Raw genomic sequence first — 18,565 nt, forward strand, 5'->3', positions numbered from 1 at the left:
AAAGTCAGGGGGACATTTTGGTACCATATGCGCTTAATGAAGATGAACAAAATTGCGGAAAGCGCTTTTTCCAGCGATTTAATGTGCGTTCATCCACACCCAACACAGTGCCGATTTCCGCATCAGTCAGCCCCATACGGCACAGCGTCAGTGCTATATCGGCAAATTTATCACGGTATCTGGTCGGCCTGCTCATCTTCTCCCCCAGTAGCGGCACTCCAGCATTGCCAGTAAACCGCGCAGGTACAGGTTTTCCTTCAGCGTTAACTGGCTGCATTTTCCCTGAAAGGTGCGCCAGTGCATCCCTTTTGGTTCAGGAAAGGAATCTAGGCTGTGTCCCTTAATTATATAGTCGTTGATAAAAGAGCCGGATGCAGCCCAGCTTCACCATCGCCAGATAATTTCTCGCCGTTTTGTCGTAACGCGTCGCTATGCGACGGTATTCTTTCAGGCGACCAAAACATCGCTCAACAACGTTGCGATTGCGGTACGCATTACGATCGAGCTGTGAACGCCCATCCAATGCCATTTTCTCATTTGATTTTCGGGGAATGACTGCTTTTATACCTTTGCTTTTCAGTTCGTTGCGTAACGCATGCCCGGAGTACGCTTTGTCGGCCAGTACCGCATGGCCACGGCGTTTCATGCTGCCGTTCTGGCGCTGAACACCAATACCGTCGAGAAGACGTTGCGCGAACTGGCTTTCGTGAGCCTGTCCGGGACTCAGCACTATGTTTAACGGAAGACCGTTTCCGTCTGTCGCCAGATGGATTTTGGTGCCAAAACCACCGCGAGAGCGACCCAGCCCATTATCTCCGGCGATATCGGGATGTTTTTTTGAGCCCCGGCAGCACATTTCAACGCCCGGATATTGCTGCCATCCAGCGCCGTAGCAGACCAGTCAACAAGATTGCTGGCATCAAGTAGCGAAAGCAACCTGTTGAAAATAATGTTAATAACACCTGATTTTGACCACCGGTTAAAGCGGTTATAAACCGTTTTCCATGGTCCATATCGTTCAGGTAAATCACGCCACGGAGCCCCGGAACACAACACCCAGAACATACCGTTGATAATTTTACGATGCTCAGCCCATGGGCGTCCGGCCCGTGGAGATACGGGTTCAGCAGGCAATAAAGGCTGGATGATAATCCATGCTTCATCAGGAAGGTCGTAGCGAGCCATAGTTCAATATGTTGTGGAAACAGACAGTTACTATAGCTCAAACGATTAAGGGACACAGCCTAGTTTGCGGAACAGATTATTCACGTCGGGTATGTCTTCGCCCTGGATGGCTTGTCGCATTTTCGGACCCGCCGTAATTCTCGTTCCCGTGGTGCTTCACTCTGTTGCTCCGGGTCGTGCAGCGCTATTCCGGCGATGTGTTCCTCATCACCGTCAATATCCAGCGTTATAATCTCAAGTCCCAGCGCATCTACGGCATCAAGGATGCGGGTCTGTAGTTCTTAATAGGTCGCCGCTGGTGGATAAACATCATCGAGCGGCGGCACGATTGACGCAGCTTCGTCAGGGCTTACCGGGATAACCTGATTTTTCTCTTCCGAATAATCGCTGTCCTGAGAAAATAGCGCGGCTTTCGGCGAAATGTTTACCCGCTTATTGTCGACATGCCATGCAGCAGGGGCGACAAAAGTCATCGCTTTTTGTTCTGAGGCGCTGGCATCTTAACCGATAAATAAAAAAGGTGCTAAAAACTGAGCTATAACACCACTTAATCAATAAAATATTATTGATTGTTTTCGGATGTGCTACTTTCACCACTGTCAATCATCGTGACATGACCATTTTCATACCTGAAACGTGAGCCATCTTTAAAGCAATCACAGCATTTTTTTACCCCATGATGACCAGTCAATATCAATATACCAAACCTCACGTGGGTAAAATTCATTTGAAATAACAACTTCTTTACCCGAAAAGTCAAAAACCCGATAAGCTTTATATAAATAAAGATTTTTGGTTATGTGTCTCGGTTCATTGAGATCATAACAAACAACAAATTTACCCATACTCCCCGTTTTTTCGTTATCAGGATAGAACCATCCTTCTTGATCTCATCCAATCTGGCTGCTGTCATTTTTAAATATTTCCTTCCCATTCAATAAAAGGCGAAATTGTTTGTCTTTCTCTCCTTGCCCCCAAATATATTCTAAATAGCTTCGCAAAATAGTAGATCACTGGAAGGGAACTCAGCCCGGATTGTGCGATCTGATTAATCGCCAAATCAAAACAAATCACCAACCGGACTGAGCGATGCCGATCATAGCAGCAATCTCCGATGAAGAGCGAATATCGATGCGTAAAGAAGCGCAGCAAACCCGCGATAAAAACTATGCCAGACGTCTCATTGACATGCTGATGCTGCATCAGGGAATGACCGTCACTGAGGTCGCTAAAATGCTCTGTGCTGCACGCTCATCCGTCGGCAGATGGATAAACGGGTTTACTTTACATGGCGCTGAAGGACTCAAAAGCCTCAGACCCGGACGTGCCGCACGATGGCCGGGCAGGGAGATCTTGCTTCTGCATAGTTCCACGTTACACCGATACCTGAAACAGGCGGAGATTGTCTGGCGCAGAGTCGCACCAACACTGAAGCAAGAGGCGCAGAGATTGAGCCCTCGCCATCGGCAAACATTGCAGGAGCCTCACGTTGGACACCCTGTAACTCGAATCATTTAGGGTATAAAAAGCAAATATTGTGATTCCGATCACGCTTGTTAATACCTATAATTAGTTGCTTGCAAATAATTAACAAAACTGACGAGTACACTTTCTATGGCTGAAACAAAATCTAAACAGCCACGTCTACTGATGACATTAACAGCAGCGTTCGCAGCCTTCTGCGCGCTCTATTTGTTAATCGGTGGCGTCTGGCTTGTCGCGCTTGGCGGCTCCTGGTACTACCCAATTGCGGGTCTGGTTATGATTGGCGTAACCGTCCTGCTGTTGCGTAGAAAACGATCTGCCATGTGGCTATACGCTGCTTTGCTCATTGCAACAATGATTTGGGGCGTATGGGAGGTCGGGTTCGACTTCTGGGCACTGACGCCGCGAAGCGACATCCTGGTCTTCTTCGGTATCTGGCTAATCCTGCCGTTTGTTTGGCGTCGCCTGATTTACCCTGCCAACGGCGCGGTAGCCGGTCTGCTGGTGGCGCTGGTGATCGCTGGCGGCATCCTGACATGGGCCGGTTTTAACGATCCGCAGGAAATCAGCGGTACGCTGAACACCGACTCCACGCCTGCAGCGGCTATTTCACAGGTCGCGGATGGCGACTGGCCTGCCTATGGTCGTAATCAGGAAGGTCAACGTTACTCTCCGCTCAAGCAGATCAACTCAGATAACGTTAAAAATCTGAAAGAAGCCTGGGTCTTCCGTACCGGCGATGTGAAATTGCCGAACGACCCGGGTGAACTGACCAACGAAGTCACTCCCATTAAAGTGGGCAACATGCTTTATCTGTGTACGGCGCACCAGCGTCTGTTCGCGCTCGACGCGGCCACGGGTAAAGAGAAGTGGCACTTCGATCCGCAGTTGAACTCTAACCCCTCCTTCCAGCATGTCACCTGCCGCGGCGTCTCTTACCACGAAGCGCGTGCGCAAACCGCAAGCCCGGAAGTGATGGCCGACTGCCCTCGCCGTATTATTCTGCCGGTGAACGATGGTCGTCTGCTTGCCATCAATGCCGAAACAGGCAAGCTGTGCGAGACCTTTGCCAATAAAGGTACGCTTAACCTGCAGACCAACATGCCAGATACTACACCGGGTCTGTATGAACCAACGTCTCCGCCAATCATTACCGATAAAACCATCGTGATTGCCGGTTCAGTGACGGATAACTTCTCTACCCGAGAAACCTCTGGCGTTATCCGTGGCTTTGACGTCAATACCGGTAAACTGCTGTGGGCCTTCGACCCGGGCGCGAAAGATCCCAATGCGATCCCATCGGACGAGCACACCTTTACCTTTAACTCGCCAAATTCCTGGGCACCGGCGGCCTATGACGCTAAGCTGGACCTGGTGTATCTGCCAATGGGTGTGACCACGCCAGATATCTGGGGCGGTAACCGCACGCCAGAACAGGAACGTTACGCAAGTTCTATCCTGGCGCTGAATGCCACCACCGGCAAGCTGGCGTGGAGCTACCAGACCGTACACCACGATCTGTGGGATATGGATATGCCGTCCCAGCCGACGCTGGCTGATATCACCCTTGACGGTAAAACCGTTCCGGTTATCTACGCGCCGGCAAAAACCGGCAACATCTTCGTGCTGGATCGCAGCAACGGTAAGCTGGTTGTCCCTGCCCCGGAAAGACCGGTTCCGCAGGGCGCTGCCAAAGGCGACTACGTCTCCAGAACGCAGCCGTTCTCCGAGTTGAGCTTCCGTCCGAAGAAAGATCTGACTGGCGCTGACATGTGGGGTGCCACGATGTTTGACCAGTTGGTATGCCGCGTAATGTTCCATCAACTGCGCTATGAAGGCATCTTCACGCCGCCGTCCGAACAGGGCACGCTGGTCTTCCCCGGCAACCTCGGGATGTTCGAGTGGGGTGGCATCTCCGTCGACCCGCATCGTCAGGTGGGGATTGCGAACCCAATGGCGCTGCCGTTTGTTTCCCGCCTGATCCCACGCGGTCCGGGTAACCCGATGGAACAGCCGAAAGACGCAAAAGGCAGTGGTACCGAAGCCGGTATTCAGCCGCAGTATGGCGTACCGTTTGGCGTGACCCTGAACCCGTTCCTGTCTCCGTTTGGTCTGCCGTGTAAACAGCCGGCCTGGGGATATATCTCGGGAGTGGATCTGAAAACTAACCAGATCGTCTGGAAAAAACGGATTGGTACGCCACAGGACAGCATGCCGTTCCCGATGCCGATTCCCGTGCCGTTCAAAATGGGTATGCCTATGCTGGGTGGCCCAATCTCTACTGCCGGTAACGTGCTGTTCATCGGGGCAACCGCAGATAACTACCTGCGCGCGTACAACATGACCAACGGTGAGAAACTGTGGCAAGGTCGTCTGCCAGCAGGTGGACAGGCAACGCCGATGACCTATGAAGTGAATGGCAAACAGTACGTTGTCATCTCTGCTGGTGGTCACGGTTCGTTTGGTACGAAGATGGGCGACTACATCGTCGCGTATGCGTTGCCGGACGAAGGCAAGTAACTGATAAGCCCGGTGGCGCTACGCTTACCGGGCCTGGGGATGCGAAATACAGGCCGGGTAAGGCGAAGCCGCAACCCGGCTTTTTTTATACGGTAAAACCGAGCATCATCCCGGTATCTTCATGCTCCAGCAGATGGCAGTGTGCCATATAGGCAAACGCCTTCGGCGCATGGTGATCGAATTTCACCAGCACTTCACTGACACCGCCTTCCACTCTCACCGTATCCTTCCAGCCCGCGCGATGCGCCTCAGGCGCGTTACCGTTTTCAGAGAGAATGCGGAACTGCGTGCCGTGAATATGGAAGGGATGCAACATCATGTCGCCAACGCCTGAAATCATCCAGCGCTCAAACTGCCCTTTAGCGGCGGCAAACATCGGGGTGTTCATGTCAAAGGCTTTGCCGTTGATACGGTTGGCATTGTGGAAGTCAAACTCATGGCCGCCGTGATCCCTGTCGCCCATTTTGCCATGGTCCATATTCATGTGGCCCATCATCTGTCCGTGATGCATACCGGCCATCGCCTGATTGCCATATTTGTTTATCAGCGCCTGCATACCCATCATGTCGAGCATCGGATCCATCGAAAGCTGCAATTTACGCTGGGTTAACCCCTCAAGCGCTGGGTGAGCGGGCAGCGCGGTTAAGATATCCGGCAGCATACCGGAGGCGGTGATTTGCAGCGGTTGGATGCGCAGCACCGGATGCGCTTTATCAAAGGGCGCAACGGCCATGCCCATCTGGTTGACGGGCAAGGTCACCAGGTCAAACGCTTTGCCGTCACTGATATCCACCAGCACCTCAAAGCGCTCGCCTACCAGCATCGACAATTCGCTTACCTTCACTGGCTCAGGCAACAGACCCCCGTCGCTTGCTACCACATACAGTGGGCGATTATCGCTGGTCGCGAAATTGAGTGAACGCGCGTTACAGCCGTTGAGCAGACGTAAACGCAGCCAGCCTTTCGGCGCTGCGTGTTGTGGATAAACAGCGCCGTTGGCCAGCAGCGTGTCGCCAAACCAGCCTACCGCTGCGCTCATCACATCCAGCTGGTAGTCAATCTGCCCGTCGGCGGTAAATTTCTTATCCTGCACAATCACCGGCACATCGTCGATGCCCCACTGCTTTGGCAGGCGAAGCAGACGACTTTCATCATCCTCAATCACCACCAGTCCCGCCAGCCCCATCGCCACCTGATGACCCGTTTTGCCATGCTGATGCGGGTGGAACCAGCAGGTCGCTGCACGCTGGTCAGGGGTAAAAGTCACGCTACGCTTGCCGCCCGGGGCGATCACGCCCTGAGGGCCGCCGTCCACCTCGCCCGGCACTTCCAGGCCGTGCCAGTGCAGCGTAGTCTCTTCCGCCAGCGTATTATGGATATCGACCGTTACGGCTTTCCCTCTGCGTAACTGCAGCGCCGGTCCCAACAGGTTGCCGTTATAGCCCCACGTTGTAGCCTTCTGCGCACCAAAGGAGGTTCTCCCCGACTGAACGACGAGCTGAATGCGGTTACGGGCATCCGCGGAGAGTAAGTCAGGGATGGGTAAGGCTTGCCTGTCGGCCGCAAAAGCCGCGCGACGCCACAGCGGTAGCGCGCTGGCAACGCCCAGCGCAACAGAATATTTCAAAAAATCACGACGTTGAATGTTCATTCCCTTATTTCCTGCAGGCGAAATTTTGAGCATAAACCCTCCCCTTACCGGAAGGTCAAGCAAGCCGATAATAATAAAGATCGTCGGCCTGGCATCAAGTATGCTAACGTTAATTTTCCGTGATGCAGTGGTAAAAGCAATGAAGACGTTTTTCAGGACAATTTTGTTCGGCAGCCTGGTGGCAATGTCCGCTAACAGCTATGCGCTAAGTGAAAATGAAGCGGAAGATATGGCCGATCTGACGGCAGTTTTTGTATTCCTGAAAAACGATTGTGGCTACCAGAATTTACCCAACGGGCAAATTCGTCGCGCACTGGTCTTTTTTGCCCAGCAGAACCAATGGGATCTCAGCAACTACGACAGCTTCGACATGAAGGCGCTCGGTGAAGACAGTTATCGTGATTTAAGCGGAATTGGCATCCCCACTGCAAAAAAAATGCAAAGCGCTGGCTCGCGATTCACTCAGCCTGCTCGCCTACGTGAAGTAACCTTCCCGACGCCCTTGTTGACGCTTAAACCGCTTCACAGTGGTTTTATGTTGCGCCCGTTCCGCTGATCTTATGGATGTTAACGAGGGAGGTGTGAACCATGGCCGATAATATGGTGTGGCACGAAACGCTGCATGACCAGTTTGGTCAATACTTTGCCGTTGATAACGTACTTTATCATGAGAAGACCGATCATCAGGATCTGATTATCTTCGAGAATGCGACCTTTGGCCGCGTGATGGCGCTGGATGGCGTGGTACAGACCACCGAACGCGATGAGTTTATCTATCACGAGATGATGACGCACGTTCCGCTGCTGGCGCATGGCCACGCGAAGGATGTGCTGATTATAGGCGGCGGCGATGGCGCCATGTTGCGTGAAGTCTCCCGCCATCAGACTATCGACACCATCACCATGGTGGAAATCGATGCGGGCGTGGTCTCTTTCTGCCGCCAGTATCTGCCTAACCATAATGCCGGGAGCTATGACGATCCACGCTTTAATCTGGTCATCGACGATGGCGTGAATTTCGTTAACCAGACCCCCCGGACGTTTGATGTCATTATTTCAGACTGTACCGACCCCATCGGCCCGGGCGCATCGCTGTTTACCTCATCGTTCTACGAAGGCTGTAAGCGCTGTCTGAAGCCAGGTGGAATATTCGTGGCACAAAACGGCGTCTGCTTCCTGCAGCAGGATGAAGCCCTCGACAGCCACCGCAAGCTGAGCACGTACTTTAGCGACGTCAGCTTCTATCAGGCCGCTATTCCGACCTACTACGGCGGGGTGATGACCTTTGCATGGGCGACGGATAATGAGGCGCTACGCCATCTCTCAACCGAAATCATTCAGGCCCGCTTCCATCATTGTGCGCTCACGTGTCGGTACTACAACCCGGCAGTGCATACCGCCGCGTTTGCCTTGCCGCAGTATCTGCAAGACGCGTTGTCCTCAAAAGGGGTGAGCTAATTGAAAAAGCTTAAACTGCATGGCTTTAACAACCTGACCAAAAGCCTGAGTTTTTGTATTTACGATATCTGCTACGCCAAAACAGCGGAAGAGCGCGATGGTTATATCGCCTATATCGATGAACTCTATAATGCCAACCGTCTGACGGAAATTCTGTCTGAAACCTGCTCGATTATCGGTGCCAATATCCTGAACATTGCCCGTCAGGACTACGAGCCTCAGGGCGCGAGCGTCACGATTCTGGTGAGCGAAGAGCCCGTCGACCCACAGCTTATCGACAAAACCGAACGCCCGGGTCCGTTGCCAGAAGGGGTGGTGGCTCATCTCGATAAAAGCCACATCTGCGTACACACCTACCCCGAAAGCCATCCCGAAGGGGGGTTATGTACCTTCCGCGCCGATATTGAAGTCTCGACCTGCGGTGTCATCTCGCCCCTGAATGCGCTGAACTATTTAATCCATCAGCTGGAATCGGACATTGTCACCGTTGATTATCGCGTGCGGGGTTTCACGCGTGATATCAACGGCATGAAGCACTTCATCGATCACGAGATTAACTCTATTCAGAATTTTATGTCCGACGACATGAAAGCCCTGTACGACATGGTGGATGTGAATGTGTATCAGGAAAACATCTTCCATACCAAAATGTTGCTTAAGGAGTTCGACCTTAAGCACTACATGTTCCATACCCGGCCCGAAGAGTTAAGCGAAGAAGAACGTAAAACCATTACTGACCTGCTCTGGAAAGAGATGCGCGAAATTTACTACGGCCGCAATATTCCGACCGTGTAAGACGCACAGGGAGCAGGGAGGCTCCTGCAGGTTACGTCTGCTTCATGAACTCGCGGTACGCACCCACCACCTGAAGAAAGTCTTCCACGCCGCACAGCGACAGGCTCTCTTCGTCGTAATAGCTCATCCCCTCTTCCATCTCATCGCCCGAGAATTCTAGCTGGTTGGCGCGGACCATCACCTCTTCACCATCCATCCACAGCGTGTATTCATGCCCGGCGCGCTGCCAGGAGCGTTCACTGCCTTTCACCGTGCTTGCCGCCTGCTCTACTTCGTCAAGCAGCGCCAGATTCTCTTTCACTTCTTCGTTGAACCAATGTCCTACCGCTTCGTGGCCCATCGACATACGCACTTTCACCACACCGGTGATGTCGCGCAGAAATTCGTAATCCATCGTGTTTTCCTCTGTGAAGCCATTAGGGTAATTATCGCAGCAGAGTGGAAGAAAAAAAGCGTGAAAGGCGGGAGGAGTGAAAATAAAAAAGGTGAGAGCAAGACCCTGCGGTCCGAGCCCTCACCCCGTCCCTCTCCCACGGGAGAGGGTGCAAACACTAAAAACCGTGGTTTTTCTGCTTATACCGCGGTCTGGAAGATAACCCCGTCAGCCTTCTCGGTATACTGAGAGAGCTGGTCAAAGTTGAGATAGCGATAGGTATCTAGCGCTGTCTTATCAACCTGAGCCACAAAGGTCTGGTACTCATCCGGCGTTGGCAATTTGCCAATCAGCGCCGCAACCGCCGCCAGCTCCGCAGAGGCCAGGAAGACGTTGGCGCCGGTACCCAAACGGTTCGGGAAGTTACGGGTTGAGGTGGAAACCACCGTCGCGCCGTCTGCTACTCGCGCCTGGTTGCCCATACACAGGGAACAGCCAGGGATTTCAATACGCGCACCGCTCTTACCAAATATGCTGTAGTACCCTTCTTCAGTAAGCTGTGCCGCGTCCATACGGGTTGGCGGAGCCACCCACAGTCGGGTTGGCAGTTGGCCTTTATGGGTATCCAGCAGTTTACCGGCAGCGCGGAAGTGGCCGATGTTGGTCATACAGGAACCAATGAACACTTCATCGATTTTTTCACCCTGTACGGCAGACAGCGGACGTGCGTCGTCTGGATCGTTTGGCGCACACAGGATCGGCTCTTTAATATCCGCCAGATCGATGTCGATCACTGCCGCATATTCTGCGTCAGCATCGGCTTCCAGCAGCTGTGGATCCGCTAGCCATTTTTCCATGCCCTGAATACGACGCTCCAGCGTCCGACGATCGCCGTAGCCTTCAGCGATCATCCACTTCAGCAGCACGATGTTAGAGGTCAGATACTCTTCGATCGGCGCCTTGTTCAGCTTGATGGTACAACCTGCGGCAGATCGCTCTGCGGAGGCATCGGTCAGCTCGAACGCCTGCTCCACTTTCAGATCCGGCAGTCCTTCAATCTCCAGGATGCGGCCTGAGAAGATGTTTTTCTTACCTTTCTTCTCTACGGTCAGCAGGCCCTGTTTGATGGCATACAGCGGGATAGCGTGAACCAGGTCGCGCAGAGTGATCCCCGGCTGCATCTTACCTTTAAAGCGTACCAACACTGATTCCGGCATATCCAGCGGCATTACGCCAGTCGCAGCGGCAAACGCCACCAGACCCGAGCCCGCCGGGAAGGAGATACCAATCGGGAAGCGGGTGTGAGAGTCACCACCGGTACCAACGGTATCTGGCAGTAACATGCGGTTAAGCCAGGAGTGGATAACACCGTCACCCGGACGCAGGGAAACACCGCCACGGTTCATGATGAAGTCTGGCAGCGTGTGGTGCGTGGTCACGTCGACCGGCTTCGGATACGCCGCCGTGTGGCAGAAGGACTGCATTACCAGGTCAGAAGAGAAGCCCAGGCACGCCAGATCTTTCAGTTCATCACGGGTCATAGGGCCAGTGGTATCCTGAGAGCCCACGGAGGTCATTTTCGGCTCGCAGTAAGCACCAGGGCGAACACCGGCTACGCCGCACGCGCGGCCAACCATTTTCTGCGCCAGAGAGTAACCCCGGTCGCTTTCAGCCACGTCTTTCGCCTGACGGAAAACGTCTGAGTGCGGCAGACCCAGCGCGTCACGCGCTTTGGTGGTCAGGCCACGTCCGATGATCAGCGGAATACGGCCGCCCGCACGCACTTCGTCAACCAGGACGTCGGTTTTCAGCTCGAAGCTTGCCAGCAGGTCGTTGGTTTCATGGTTACGCACTTCGCCTTTGAACGGATAAACATCAATCACGTCGCCCATATTCAGGTTGTTCACATCCACTTCAATTGGCAGCGCACCGGCATCTTCCATGGTATTAAAGAAGATCGGCGCAATTTTGCCGCCGAGGCACAGACCACCTCCGCGTTTGTTTGGTACATGAGGGATGTCATCCCCCATAAACCACAGCACGGAGTTAGTGGCGGATTTGCGCGAAGAACCGGTCCCGACAACGTCACCGACGTAGGCCAGCGGGAAGCCTTTTTCCTGCAGCGCTTTAATTTGCTTGATCGGGCCAACCACGCCCGGCTGATCCGGATCGATCCCCTCACGGGCGTTTTTCAGCATCGCCAGGGCGTGCAGAGGGATATCCGGGCGAGACCAGGCATCCGGAGCAGGAGAAAGGTCATCCGTGTTGGTTTCACCCGTCACTTTAAAAACGGTAACGGTAATTTTTTCAGCCAGCGCAGGACGGTTGAGGAACCATTCTGCATCAGCCCAGGATTGCATCACCTGCTTCGCGTAAGCGTTGCCGGCTTTGGCTTTTTCTTCCACATCGTAGAAGTTATCAAACATCAGCAGCGTTGAAGAGAGCGCTTTTGCGGCAATCGGTGCCAGCGTTTCGTTATCCAGCGCGTCAATCAGCGGATGAATGTTGTAACCACCCTGCATGGTGCCGAGCAGTTCAATCGCTTTTTCAGGAGTAACCAGTGGGGAGGTTGCTTCGCCTTTGGCAACCGCGGCAAGGAACCCGGCTTTTACGTAGGCAGCTTCATCTACGCCAGGCGGTACGCGGTTGATCAACAGATCTAACAGGAATGCTTCTTCGCCCTCAGGCGGGTTCTTCAGCAGCTCGACGAGCGCGGCCATTTGGGATGCATCTAACGGTTTGGGTACAATTCCCTCGGCGGCACGTTCTGCTACGTGCTTACGGTATTCTTCTAGCACGACGGTTCTCCTCGCTCTCATTATCATATTGCGGCGGGCGTTCTCTTCACGCTCCTGTGAGACAGCAGTTTAGTAGGGTAAAGCCCGATACCGCGTCGGGCAGCATAGCAGGATTTCTGCACAGTGTTAATCCGTTTACAAAAAAGCAACATTAAAAGATTTGCTGAATCGTTAAGGATGGTATATACCGCATCGGCAACAGCGGCCTTCTGAATTCCCCACGGCTTTTCGACCAGCAGATAGCATTGTGTAATAAATGCACACACTCTTTATCCGGATGTACCGGATGGTTTCCCAAGAAAAGTCAAAACTGTAAAACACGGGTGAATAATACTCGCGGCAACAGCGGCGCCTCACGGCACTGCACTCGTCTCGTTGGAGTCATTTTATGAAGTTGCCCCTTAAGCCACATCTGCTTGTTCTTTTTTGCAGTGTCGGGCTGTTTGCCGCCTCTGGCGTGATGTTCGTCAAAAGCCGCGTCGCGGATCCGGCTACCGGCGTCCCCGTCACGCAACCCGTATCCACGCCTCCGACACCCGCAGCACAGCCGGAACCGGTTATTACACCTACCTACAGCGCTGTACAAATCGATCAGTGGGTGGCCCCCATCGCGCTGTATCCGGATGCTTTACTGTCGCAAATCTTGATGGCATCGACCTACCCGTCCAACGTGATTCAGGCTGCCCAGTGGTCGAAAGATAACCCCAAAATGCAGGGTGATGCCGCCATTCAGGCAGTTGCCAGCCAGCCCTGGGATCCCAGCGTGAAATCACTGGTCGCCTTTCCTCAGTTGATGTCACTGCTAGGGGAAAATCCGCCGTGGGTACAAAACCTGGGCGATGCGTTTCTGGCGCAGCCAAAAGCGGTAATGGACTCCGTGCAACGCCTGCGCCTGCTGGCTCAGCAAACCGGGACACTGCAGTCGACGCCGCAGCAAACGGTCATCACCGGGACGAAACCCGCGCCTGCCAAAAACGTCGCCAGTGAGCCAACTCCCCGCACGAAAACAACACCCAGCCCAACGGTTATCAGGATTGAATCCGCCGACCCGCAGGTGATTTATGTTCCCACCTATAACCCGAATACAGTTTACGGGACCTGGCCAAACACCGCCTATCCGCCCACGTATCTCCCCCCCACCCCGGGAGAACAGTTTGGTAAAAGCGTCGTTAACGGCTTAGGTTTCAGCCTCGGTGTTGCAACAACCTACGCGATATTCAGCAGTATCGACTGGGACGACGACGACCATCACCATCATCATGATGATGATGGCGACCACCACCACCATGATGACGGCGATCACCACGACGGTTATAACCGCAACGGTGATAACAACATTAATATAAATGTTAATAACTTCAATAAAATCAGCGGACAACATCTCACGGATATCAACCGCAGCTGGCAGCACAATCCGGCGTATCGTCAAGGAGTAGCCTATCCCACTCACTCGTTGACTAACCGTTTCTATGCCACTAACGCGGCAACGGGGCTGAGTTCAGCGTCGCAACAATCGCTCAACCGTGACGGTCAACGCCAGGCTGCCATGAGTCAAATGGAGAAAACGACGGGCAAAATATTCCCGCAAGCAGCGCGACCGGGAACCAAAGACGCGCAGCGCCAGGCCTCCAGCCAACAGTTAAAGCAGATTACCCAGCGCAATAACTACCGGGGTTACGATACCAAACCGCAAACCGTGACACGGCCCCATACGCAGCAGCATGAGCACCGTCAGGCAATAACGCAAAGACAGGAGCAGCGTAGCCCGCAACTGGGCACTATAGCGCAGCGAACCAGCCAGCCACGCGCCAATGCCCTGAGCGGAAATGACAGTCGCTCCGCCAGCTGGCAGGCACAGCAGCAGCGTGGCGCACAGAGCCGCCAGATAGCAGCCCGCAATCATCCGCTACGGCAAGCACCTGCCGGACGCGCTGAGCATCATGAATTCCGTCATCGTTAAGGGAGCCGACATGAAAAGTAAAATCCTCAGTGGCATGGTGTTATTCATCGTTTCGGCCACCGCAATGGCACAGCAATATTTCGCGACTCCCGAGCAGGCAACCCGGACGCTGGTCAGCGCCATCAGCGAGCAGAATGAACCTACCCTGAACAACCTGCTTGGCGATCGCTGGCGCGATGTCCTGCCGCCTGAAGGGGTCGATCCTGGTGCCGTCGACCGCTTCCTGCGCGACTGGAAAGTTCGTCACCAGACCATTATCAACGGCGATACGGCGCACCTTGTTGTCGGGGAGAATCAATGGCAGTTGCCTCTTCCGGTGGTTAAAACCGCCTCCGGCTGGCGCTTTGACATTCAGGAAGCCGCCGGGGAGATCCAGACCCGGGAGATTGGGCGCAACGAGCTCGCCGCCATTGAGGCGTTACATGCCTACGTCGATGCCCAACAGAGCTACTTTGCGATGAACCATCAGTACGCCCGGAAGATTGTCAGTTCTGAAAGGAAAAAGGATGGCCTGTACTGGCCGACAGAACCCGGCGATGCGCCAAGCCCGCTTGGTCCGGCGTTCAGCCCGGGTGAGCCGGGTACCGGCTATCACGGGTATCATTTCCGTATTATGCCGGACAACAATGGCTTTGCGATGGTTGCCTGGCCGGTCAGCTACGGTAAGACAGGTGTGATGAGCTTTGTGATTAACCAGGACGACAGCGTAAACCAGGCGGATCTCGGCAATGATTCAGAGCACAAAGCCCGGGCGCTTACCGCATACATTACGGATAAAACCTGGCAGCCTGTCGCGCCGTAATACAGGCAAAAAAAACGCCTCCGCAGAGGCGTTTAGCAAGCAGGAAGAGACTTATTTCTTCTTCGCTTTGGCGTTTGGCAGGTCGGTGATGCTACCTTCGAACACTTCTGCCGCCAGGCCCACAGACTCATGCAGCGTCGGGTGGGCGTGGATGGTCAGCGCGATGTCTTCCGCGTCACAGCCCATTTCGATAGCCAGACCGATTTCACCCAGCAGCTCGCCGCCGTTGGTGCCGACAATTGCCCCACCGATAACGCGGTGAGTCTCTTTGTCGAAGATCAGTTTGGTTACGCCATCGGCGCAATCAGACGCAATAGCTCGCCCGGAAGCCGCCCACGGGAAGGTGGCCGTTTCGTAGCTGATGCCTTTCTCTTTCGCTTCTTTCTCGGTCAACCCTACCCAGGCAACTTCTGGCTCGGTGTAGGCGATAGACGGGATAACTTTCGGATCGAAGTAATGCTTCATGCCGGCGATAACTTCAGCGGCAACGTGACCTTCATGAACCCCTTTGTGCGCCAGCATTGGCTGACCGACGATATCGCCGATAGCAAAGATGTGCGGCACGTTGGTACGCAGCTGCTTGTCAACGCGGATGAAGCCACGGTCGTCCACTTCCACGCCAGCGGCCCCCGCGTCGAGATTTTTACCGTTCGGCACACGGCCGATGGCCACCAGCACCGCGTCGTAACGCTGTGCTTCAGCAGGGGCTTTTTTGCCTTCCATGGAAACGTAAATACCGTCTTCTTTCGCTTCAACGGCAGTCACTTTGGTTTCCAGCATCAGGTTGAATTTCTTACTGATGCGTTTGGTGAAGACTTTCACGATGTCTTTATCGGCAGCCGGGATAACCTGGTCGAACATTTCAACCACGTCAATCTCTGAACCCAGCGCATGGTATACGGTACCCATTTCCAGACCGATGATACCGCCGCCCATAACCAGCAGGCGTTTTGGAACGGTTTTCAGCTCCAGCGCGTCGGTGGAGTCCCATACGCGCGGATCTTCATGGGGAATAAACGGCAGTTCGATTGGACGAGAACCCGCAGCGATGATCGCGTTGTCGAAGTTGATCACGGTTTTGCCGTTTTCGCCTTCCACTTCCAGGGTGTTCGCACCGGTGAATTTACCCAGACCATTTACCACTTTCACTTTACGGCCTTTCGCCATGCCGGCCAGACCGCCGGTCAGTTGAGTGATAACCTTCTCTTTCCAGGTACGGATTTTGTCGATGTCGGTTTTTGGCTCGCCGAAGACGATACCGTGGTCCGCCAGCGCTTTGGCTTCTTCGATAACTTTCGCAACGTGCAGCAGCGCTTTAGAAGGGATACAGCCGACGTTCAGACACACACCGCCGAGGGTGCTGTAACGCTCTACGATGACGGTTTCCAGACCTAAATCCGCTGCGCGGAACGCTGCGGAGTAACCTGCCGGGCCTGCCCCAAGTACTACGACCTGAGTTTTGATTTCTGTGCTCATCATGACCTCTTAATTTATACCCGTCGTCCACCGGGTCGTTCAATCCGCCCGCAGTTTACAAAATTGTTAACAAGTTTGAAACAACAAACGGCTCACGAAGTGTCGCTTTCGCTAATAACCTCACAGCCTACATGAGATTAACAGAAAAAAGCCGGCCGATTGGCCGGCTTTTCAGTTACATCACCAGGCGGCGAATGTCGCTCAGCATGTTGTTGATGATGGTGATGAAACGCGCACCATCAGCCCCGTCGATCACGCGATGGTCGAAGGACAGAGAGATGGGCATCATCAGACGCGGCACGAACTCTTTACCATTCCACACCGGTTCCATCGCGGACTTAGACACGCCGAGGATAGCCACTTCCGGCGCGTTAACAATCGGTGCAAAGTGGGTAGTACCCAGGCCACCGATGCTGGAGATAGTGAAGCAGCCGCCCTGCATTTCGCCGGCAGTCAGCTTACCATCACGCGCTTTCTTAGAAATCACGGTCAGTTCACGGGACAGCTCGGTAATGCTCTTCTTGTTCACATCTTTAAAGACCGGAACAACCAGACCATTTGGGGTATCAACCGCCACACCGATATTGATGTATTTCTTCAGCGTCAGACGCTGTGCGTCTTCAGACAGCGAGCTGTTAAAGCGCGGCATCTGCTCAAGCGCCGCAGCAACCGCTTTCATGATGAAGACAACCGGGGTGAATTTCACGTCCAGCTTACGCTTCTCAGCTTCGGCGTTCTGCTGTTTACGGAACGCTTCCAGATCGGTGATATCGGTTTTGTCGAAGTGGGTAACGTGCGGGATCATCACCCAGTTACGGCTCAGGTTAGCACCCGAGATTTTCTGGATACGGCCCAGCTCCACTTCTTCCACTTCACCAAACTTGCTGAAGTCCACTTTCGGCCATGGCAGCATGCCCGGGATACCGCCGCCGGTAGCAGCAGGCGCAGCTTCAGCGCGTTTCACCGCCTCTTTCACGTAGGTCTGAACGTCTTCGCGCAGGATACGGCCTTTACGACCGGAACCTTTTACTTTCGCCAGGTTGACGCCAAATTCGCGCGCCAGGCGACGGATCAGCGGAGTCGCATGCACGTAAGCGTCGTTTTCCGCAAACTCAGACTTGCCTTCCGCCTTCGCTGCAGGCGCTGCGGCAGGTTTAGCCTTCTCTGCCGGTGCGGCGGCAGGAGCCGGTGCAGCAGCCGGTGCGGCGGCAGGCGCTGCGCCTTCCACGTCGAAGACCATAATCAGGGAGCCGGTGGACACTTTGTCGCCGGTGCTGATTTTGATCTCTTTGACGGTGCCCGCGAATGGCGCAGGCACTTCCATGGAAGCCTTGTCGCCTTCAACAGTGATCAGTGACTGTTCAGCGGCAACTTTATCGCCCACTTTCACCATCACTTCGGTGACTTCAACTTCGTCACCGCCGATGTCCGGTACGTTAACGTCTTTCGTGCCGCCAGCGGCAGCAGGTGCAGCGGCCGGAGCCGGGGCAGCAGCCTGTGCAGGCGCAGCGCCCGCCACGTCGAAGACCATGATAAGCGACCCGGTGGACACTTTGTCGCCGGTATTGATTTTGATCTCTTTGACGGTGCCTGCAAACGGCGCCGGCACTTCCATAGAGGCTTTATCGCCTTCTACGGTAATCAGCGACTGTTCAGCGGCGATGGTATCGCCCACTTTCACCAGGATTTCCGTGACTTCAACTTCGTCACCGCCGATGTCCGGCACGTTGACGTCTTTCGCTGCCGCGGCAGCTGCTGGAGCAGTGGCGGCCGGAGCGGCGTCTTTCTTCTCTTCCTGCGCAGGTGCAGCAACTGCACCGTCGGCGGAATCGAATATCATGATAAGTGCACCGGTCTCGGTTTTATCGCCAACAGAGACTTTGATCTCTTTAACGATGCCAGCCTGAGGAGACGGGACTTCCATAGAGGCTTTGTCGCCTTCTACGGTGATCAGCGACTGTTCAGCCTCAACGCTGTCGCCCACTTTGACCAGGATCTCGGTGATTTCAACTTCATCAGCCCCGATGTCCGGTACATTGATTTCGATAGCCATTATTCTTTT

At 54.1% G+C, this 18,565-nt stretch carries 14 protein-coding genes and 2 pseudogenes; 7 read left to right on the forward strand and 9 right to left on the reverse strand.

Annotated features, from left to right (window positions below):
- Positions 1–4: 4 nt before the first annotated feature.
- The 4 genes from NL510_RS19255 to NL510_RS19270 all read right to left on the reverse strand — a co-directional run bounded on the left by NL510_RS19255 (position 5) and on the right by NL510_RS19270 (position 2,030).
- On the reverse strand, positions 5–277 hold the full coding sequence (locus tag NL510_RS19255) for a helix-turn-helix domain-containing protein (protein ID WP_253379361.1): 273 nt from the start codon (positions 275–277) through the stop codon (positions 5–7).
- 63 nt (positions 278–340) lie between these two features.
- Positions 341–1,185 (reverse strand): IS5 family transposase gene (locus NL510_RS19260; protein ID WP_253376809.1). Its coding sequence is split into 2 segments (ribosomal slippage): positions 341–840 and positions 840–1,185, totalling 846 coding nucleotides; the frame shifts between segments, so codons are not numbered across the junction.
- Between the two features lie 281 nt (positions 1,186–1,466).
- On the reverse strand, positions 1,467–1,658 hold the full coding sequence (locus tag NL510_RS19265) for a hypothetical protein (RefSeq protein WP_253379363.1): 192 nt from the start codon (positions 1,656–1,658) through the stop codon (positions 1,467–1,469).
- Positions 1,659–1,841: 183 nt separating this feature from the next.
- Positions 1,842–2,030 (reverse strand): hypothetical protein, encoded by a 189-nt coding sequence (locus NL510_RS19270; RefSeq protein WP_253379364.1) that lies wholly within the window; start codon positions 2,028–2,030, stop codon positions 1,842–1,844.
- Positions 2,031–2,274: 244 nt separating this feature from the next.
- Between NL510_RS19270 and NL510_RS19275 the strand changes: the two are divergent.
- Together NL510_RS19275 and NL510_RS19280 are read left to right on the forward strand one after the other, a co-directional pair.
- Positions 2,275–2,619 (forward strand): annotated as a pseudogene (locus NL510_RS19275) (helix-turn-helix domain-containing protein); the annotation flags it as partial.
- Between the two features lie 180 nt (positions 2,620–2,799).
- Positions 2,800–5,190, forward strand: a complete 2,391-nt coding sequence (locus NL510_RS19280) for a glucose/quinate/shikimate family membrane-bound PQQ-dependent dehydrogenase (RefSeq protein WP_253379365.1) — start codon at positions 2,800–2,802, stop codon at positions 5,188–5,190.
- An 85-nt stretch (positions 5,191–5,275) separates the two neighbouring features.
- Here NL510_RS19280 and cueO read toward each other — a convergent pair whose 3' ends face one another.
- Positions 5,276–6,835: a multicopper oxidase CueO gene (gene cueO, locus NL510_RS19285; RefSeq protein WP_253385016.1), complete on the reverse strand. Its 1,560-nt coding sequence runs from the start codon at positions 6,833–6,835 to the stop codon at positions 5,276–5,278.
- A gap of 145 nt (positions 6,836–6,980) precedes the next feature.
- Here cueO and NL510_RS19290 point away from each other — a divergent pair.
- From NL510_RS19290 to speD, 3 genes and pseudogenes are all read left to right on the forward strand, one after another.
- Positions 6,981–7,329: pseudogene (locus NL510_RS19290) on the forward strand (YacC family pilotin-like protein).
- A 100-nt stretch (positions 7,330–7,429) separates the two neighbouring features.
- A complete protein-coding gene (speE, locus tag NL510_RS19295) occupies positions 7,430–8,299 on the forward strand; it encodes a polyamine aminopropyltransferase (RefSeq protein ID WP_253379367.1) in 870 nt (289 codons plus the stop codon).
- Complete coding sequence (gene speD, locus NL510_RS19300) at positions 8,300–9,094, forward strand: adenosylmethionine decarboxylase (protein WP_253379369.1); 795 nt, start codon at positions 8,300–8,302, stop codon at positions 9,092–9,094.
- A 31-nt stretch (positions 9,095–9,125) separates the two neighbouring features.
- On the opposite strand, the gene yacL is transcribed toward speD, so the two are convergent.
- Together yacL and acnB are read right to left on the reverse strand one after the other, a co-directional pair.
- Positions 9,126–9,488 carry a protein YacL gene (gene yacL / locus NL510_RS19305; protein WP_253379371.1) on the reverse strand — a complete coding sequence of 121 codons (363 nt, stop codon included), beginning with the start codon at positions 9,486–9,488 and terminating at the stop codon, positions 9,126–9,128.
- 179 nt (positions 9,489–9,667) lie between these two features.
- Entirely contained in the window at positions 9,668–12,265 is a 2,598-nt protein-coding gene (gene acnB, locus NL510_RS19310; RefSeq protein ID WP_253379373.1) for a bifunctional aconitate hydratase 2/2-methylisocitrate dehydratase, read from the reverse strand.
- Between the two features lie 388 nt (positions 12,266–12,653).
- On the opposite strand from acnB, the gene NL510_RS19315 reads away from it, so the two are divergent.
- Entirely contained in the window at positions 12,654–14,225 is a 1,572-nt protein-coding gene (locus NL510_RS19315) for a DUF3300 domain-containing protein (protein WP_253379375.1), read from the forward strand.
- Positions 14,226–14,235: 10 nt separating this feature from the next.
- Positions 14,236–15,027 (forward strand): DUF2950 family protein, encoded by a 792-nt coding sequence (locus NL510_RS19320; protein ID WP_253379377.1) that lies wholly within the window; start codon positions 14,236–14,238, stop codon positions 15,025–15,027.
- Between the two features lie 51 nt (positions 15,028–15,078).
- On the opposite strand, the gene lpdA is transcribed toward NL510_RS19320, so the two are convergent.
- Entirely contained in the window at positions 15,079–16,503 is a 1,425-nt protein-coding gene (gene lpdA / locus NL510_RS19325; protein ID WP_253385018.1) for a dihydrolipoyl dehydrogenase, read from the reverse strand.
- 175 nt (positions 16,504–16,678) lie between these two features.
- Positions 16,679–18,556 (reverse strand): pyruvate dehydrogenase complex dihydrolipoyllysine-residue acetyltransferase, encoded by a 1,878-nt coding sequence (gene aceF, locus NL510_RS19330; protein WP_253379379.1) that lies wholly within the window; start codon positions 18,554–18,556, stop codon positions 16,679–16,681.
- Positions 18,557–18,565: the final 9 nt, after the last annotated feature.

This window comes from unidentified bacterial endosymbiont, assembly GCF_918797525.1.
In the GTDB taxonomy this organism is placed as follows: domain Bacteria; phylum Pseudomonadota; class Gammaproteobacteria; order Enterobacterales; family Enterobacteriaceae; genus Enterobacter.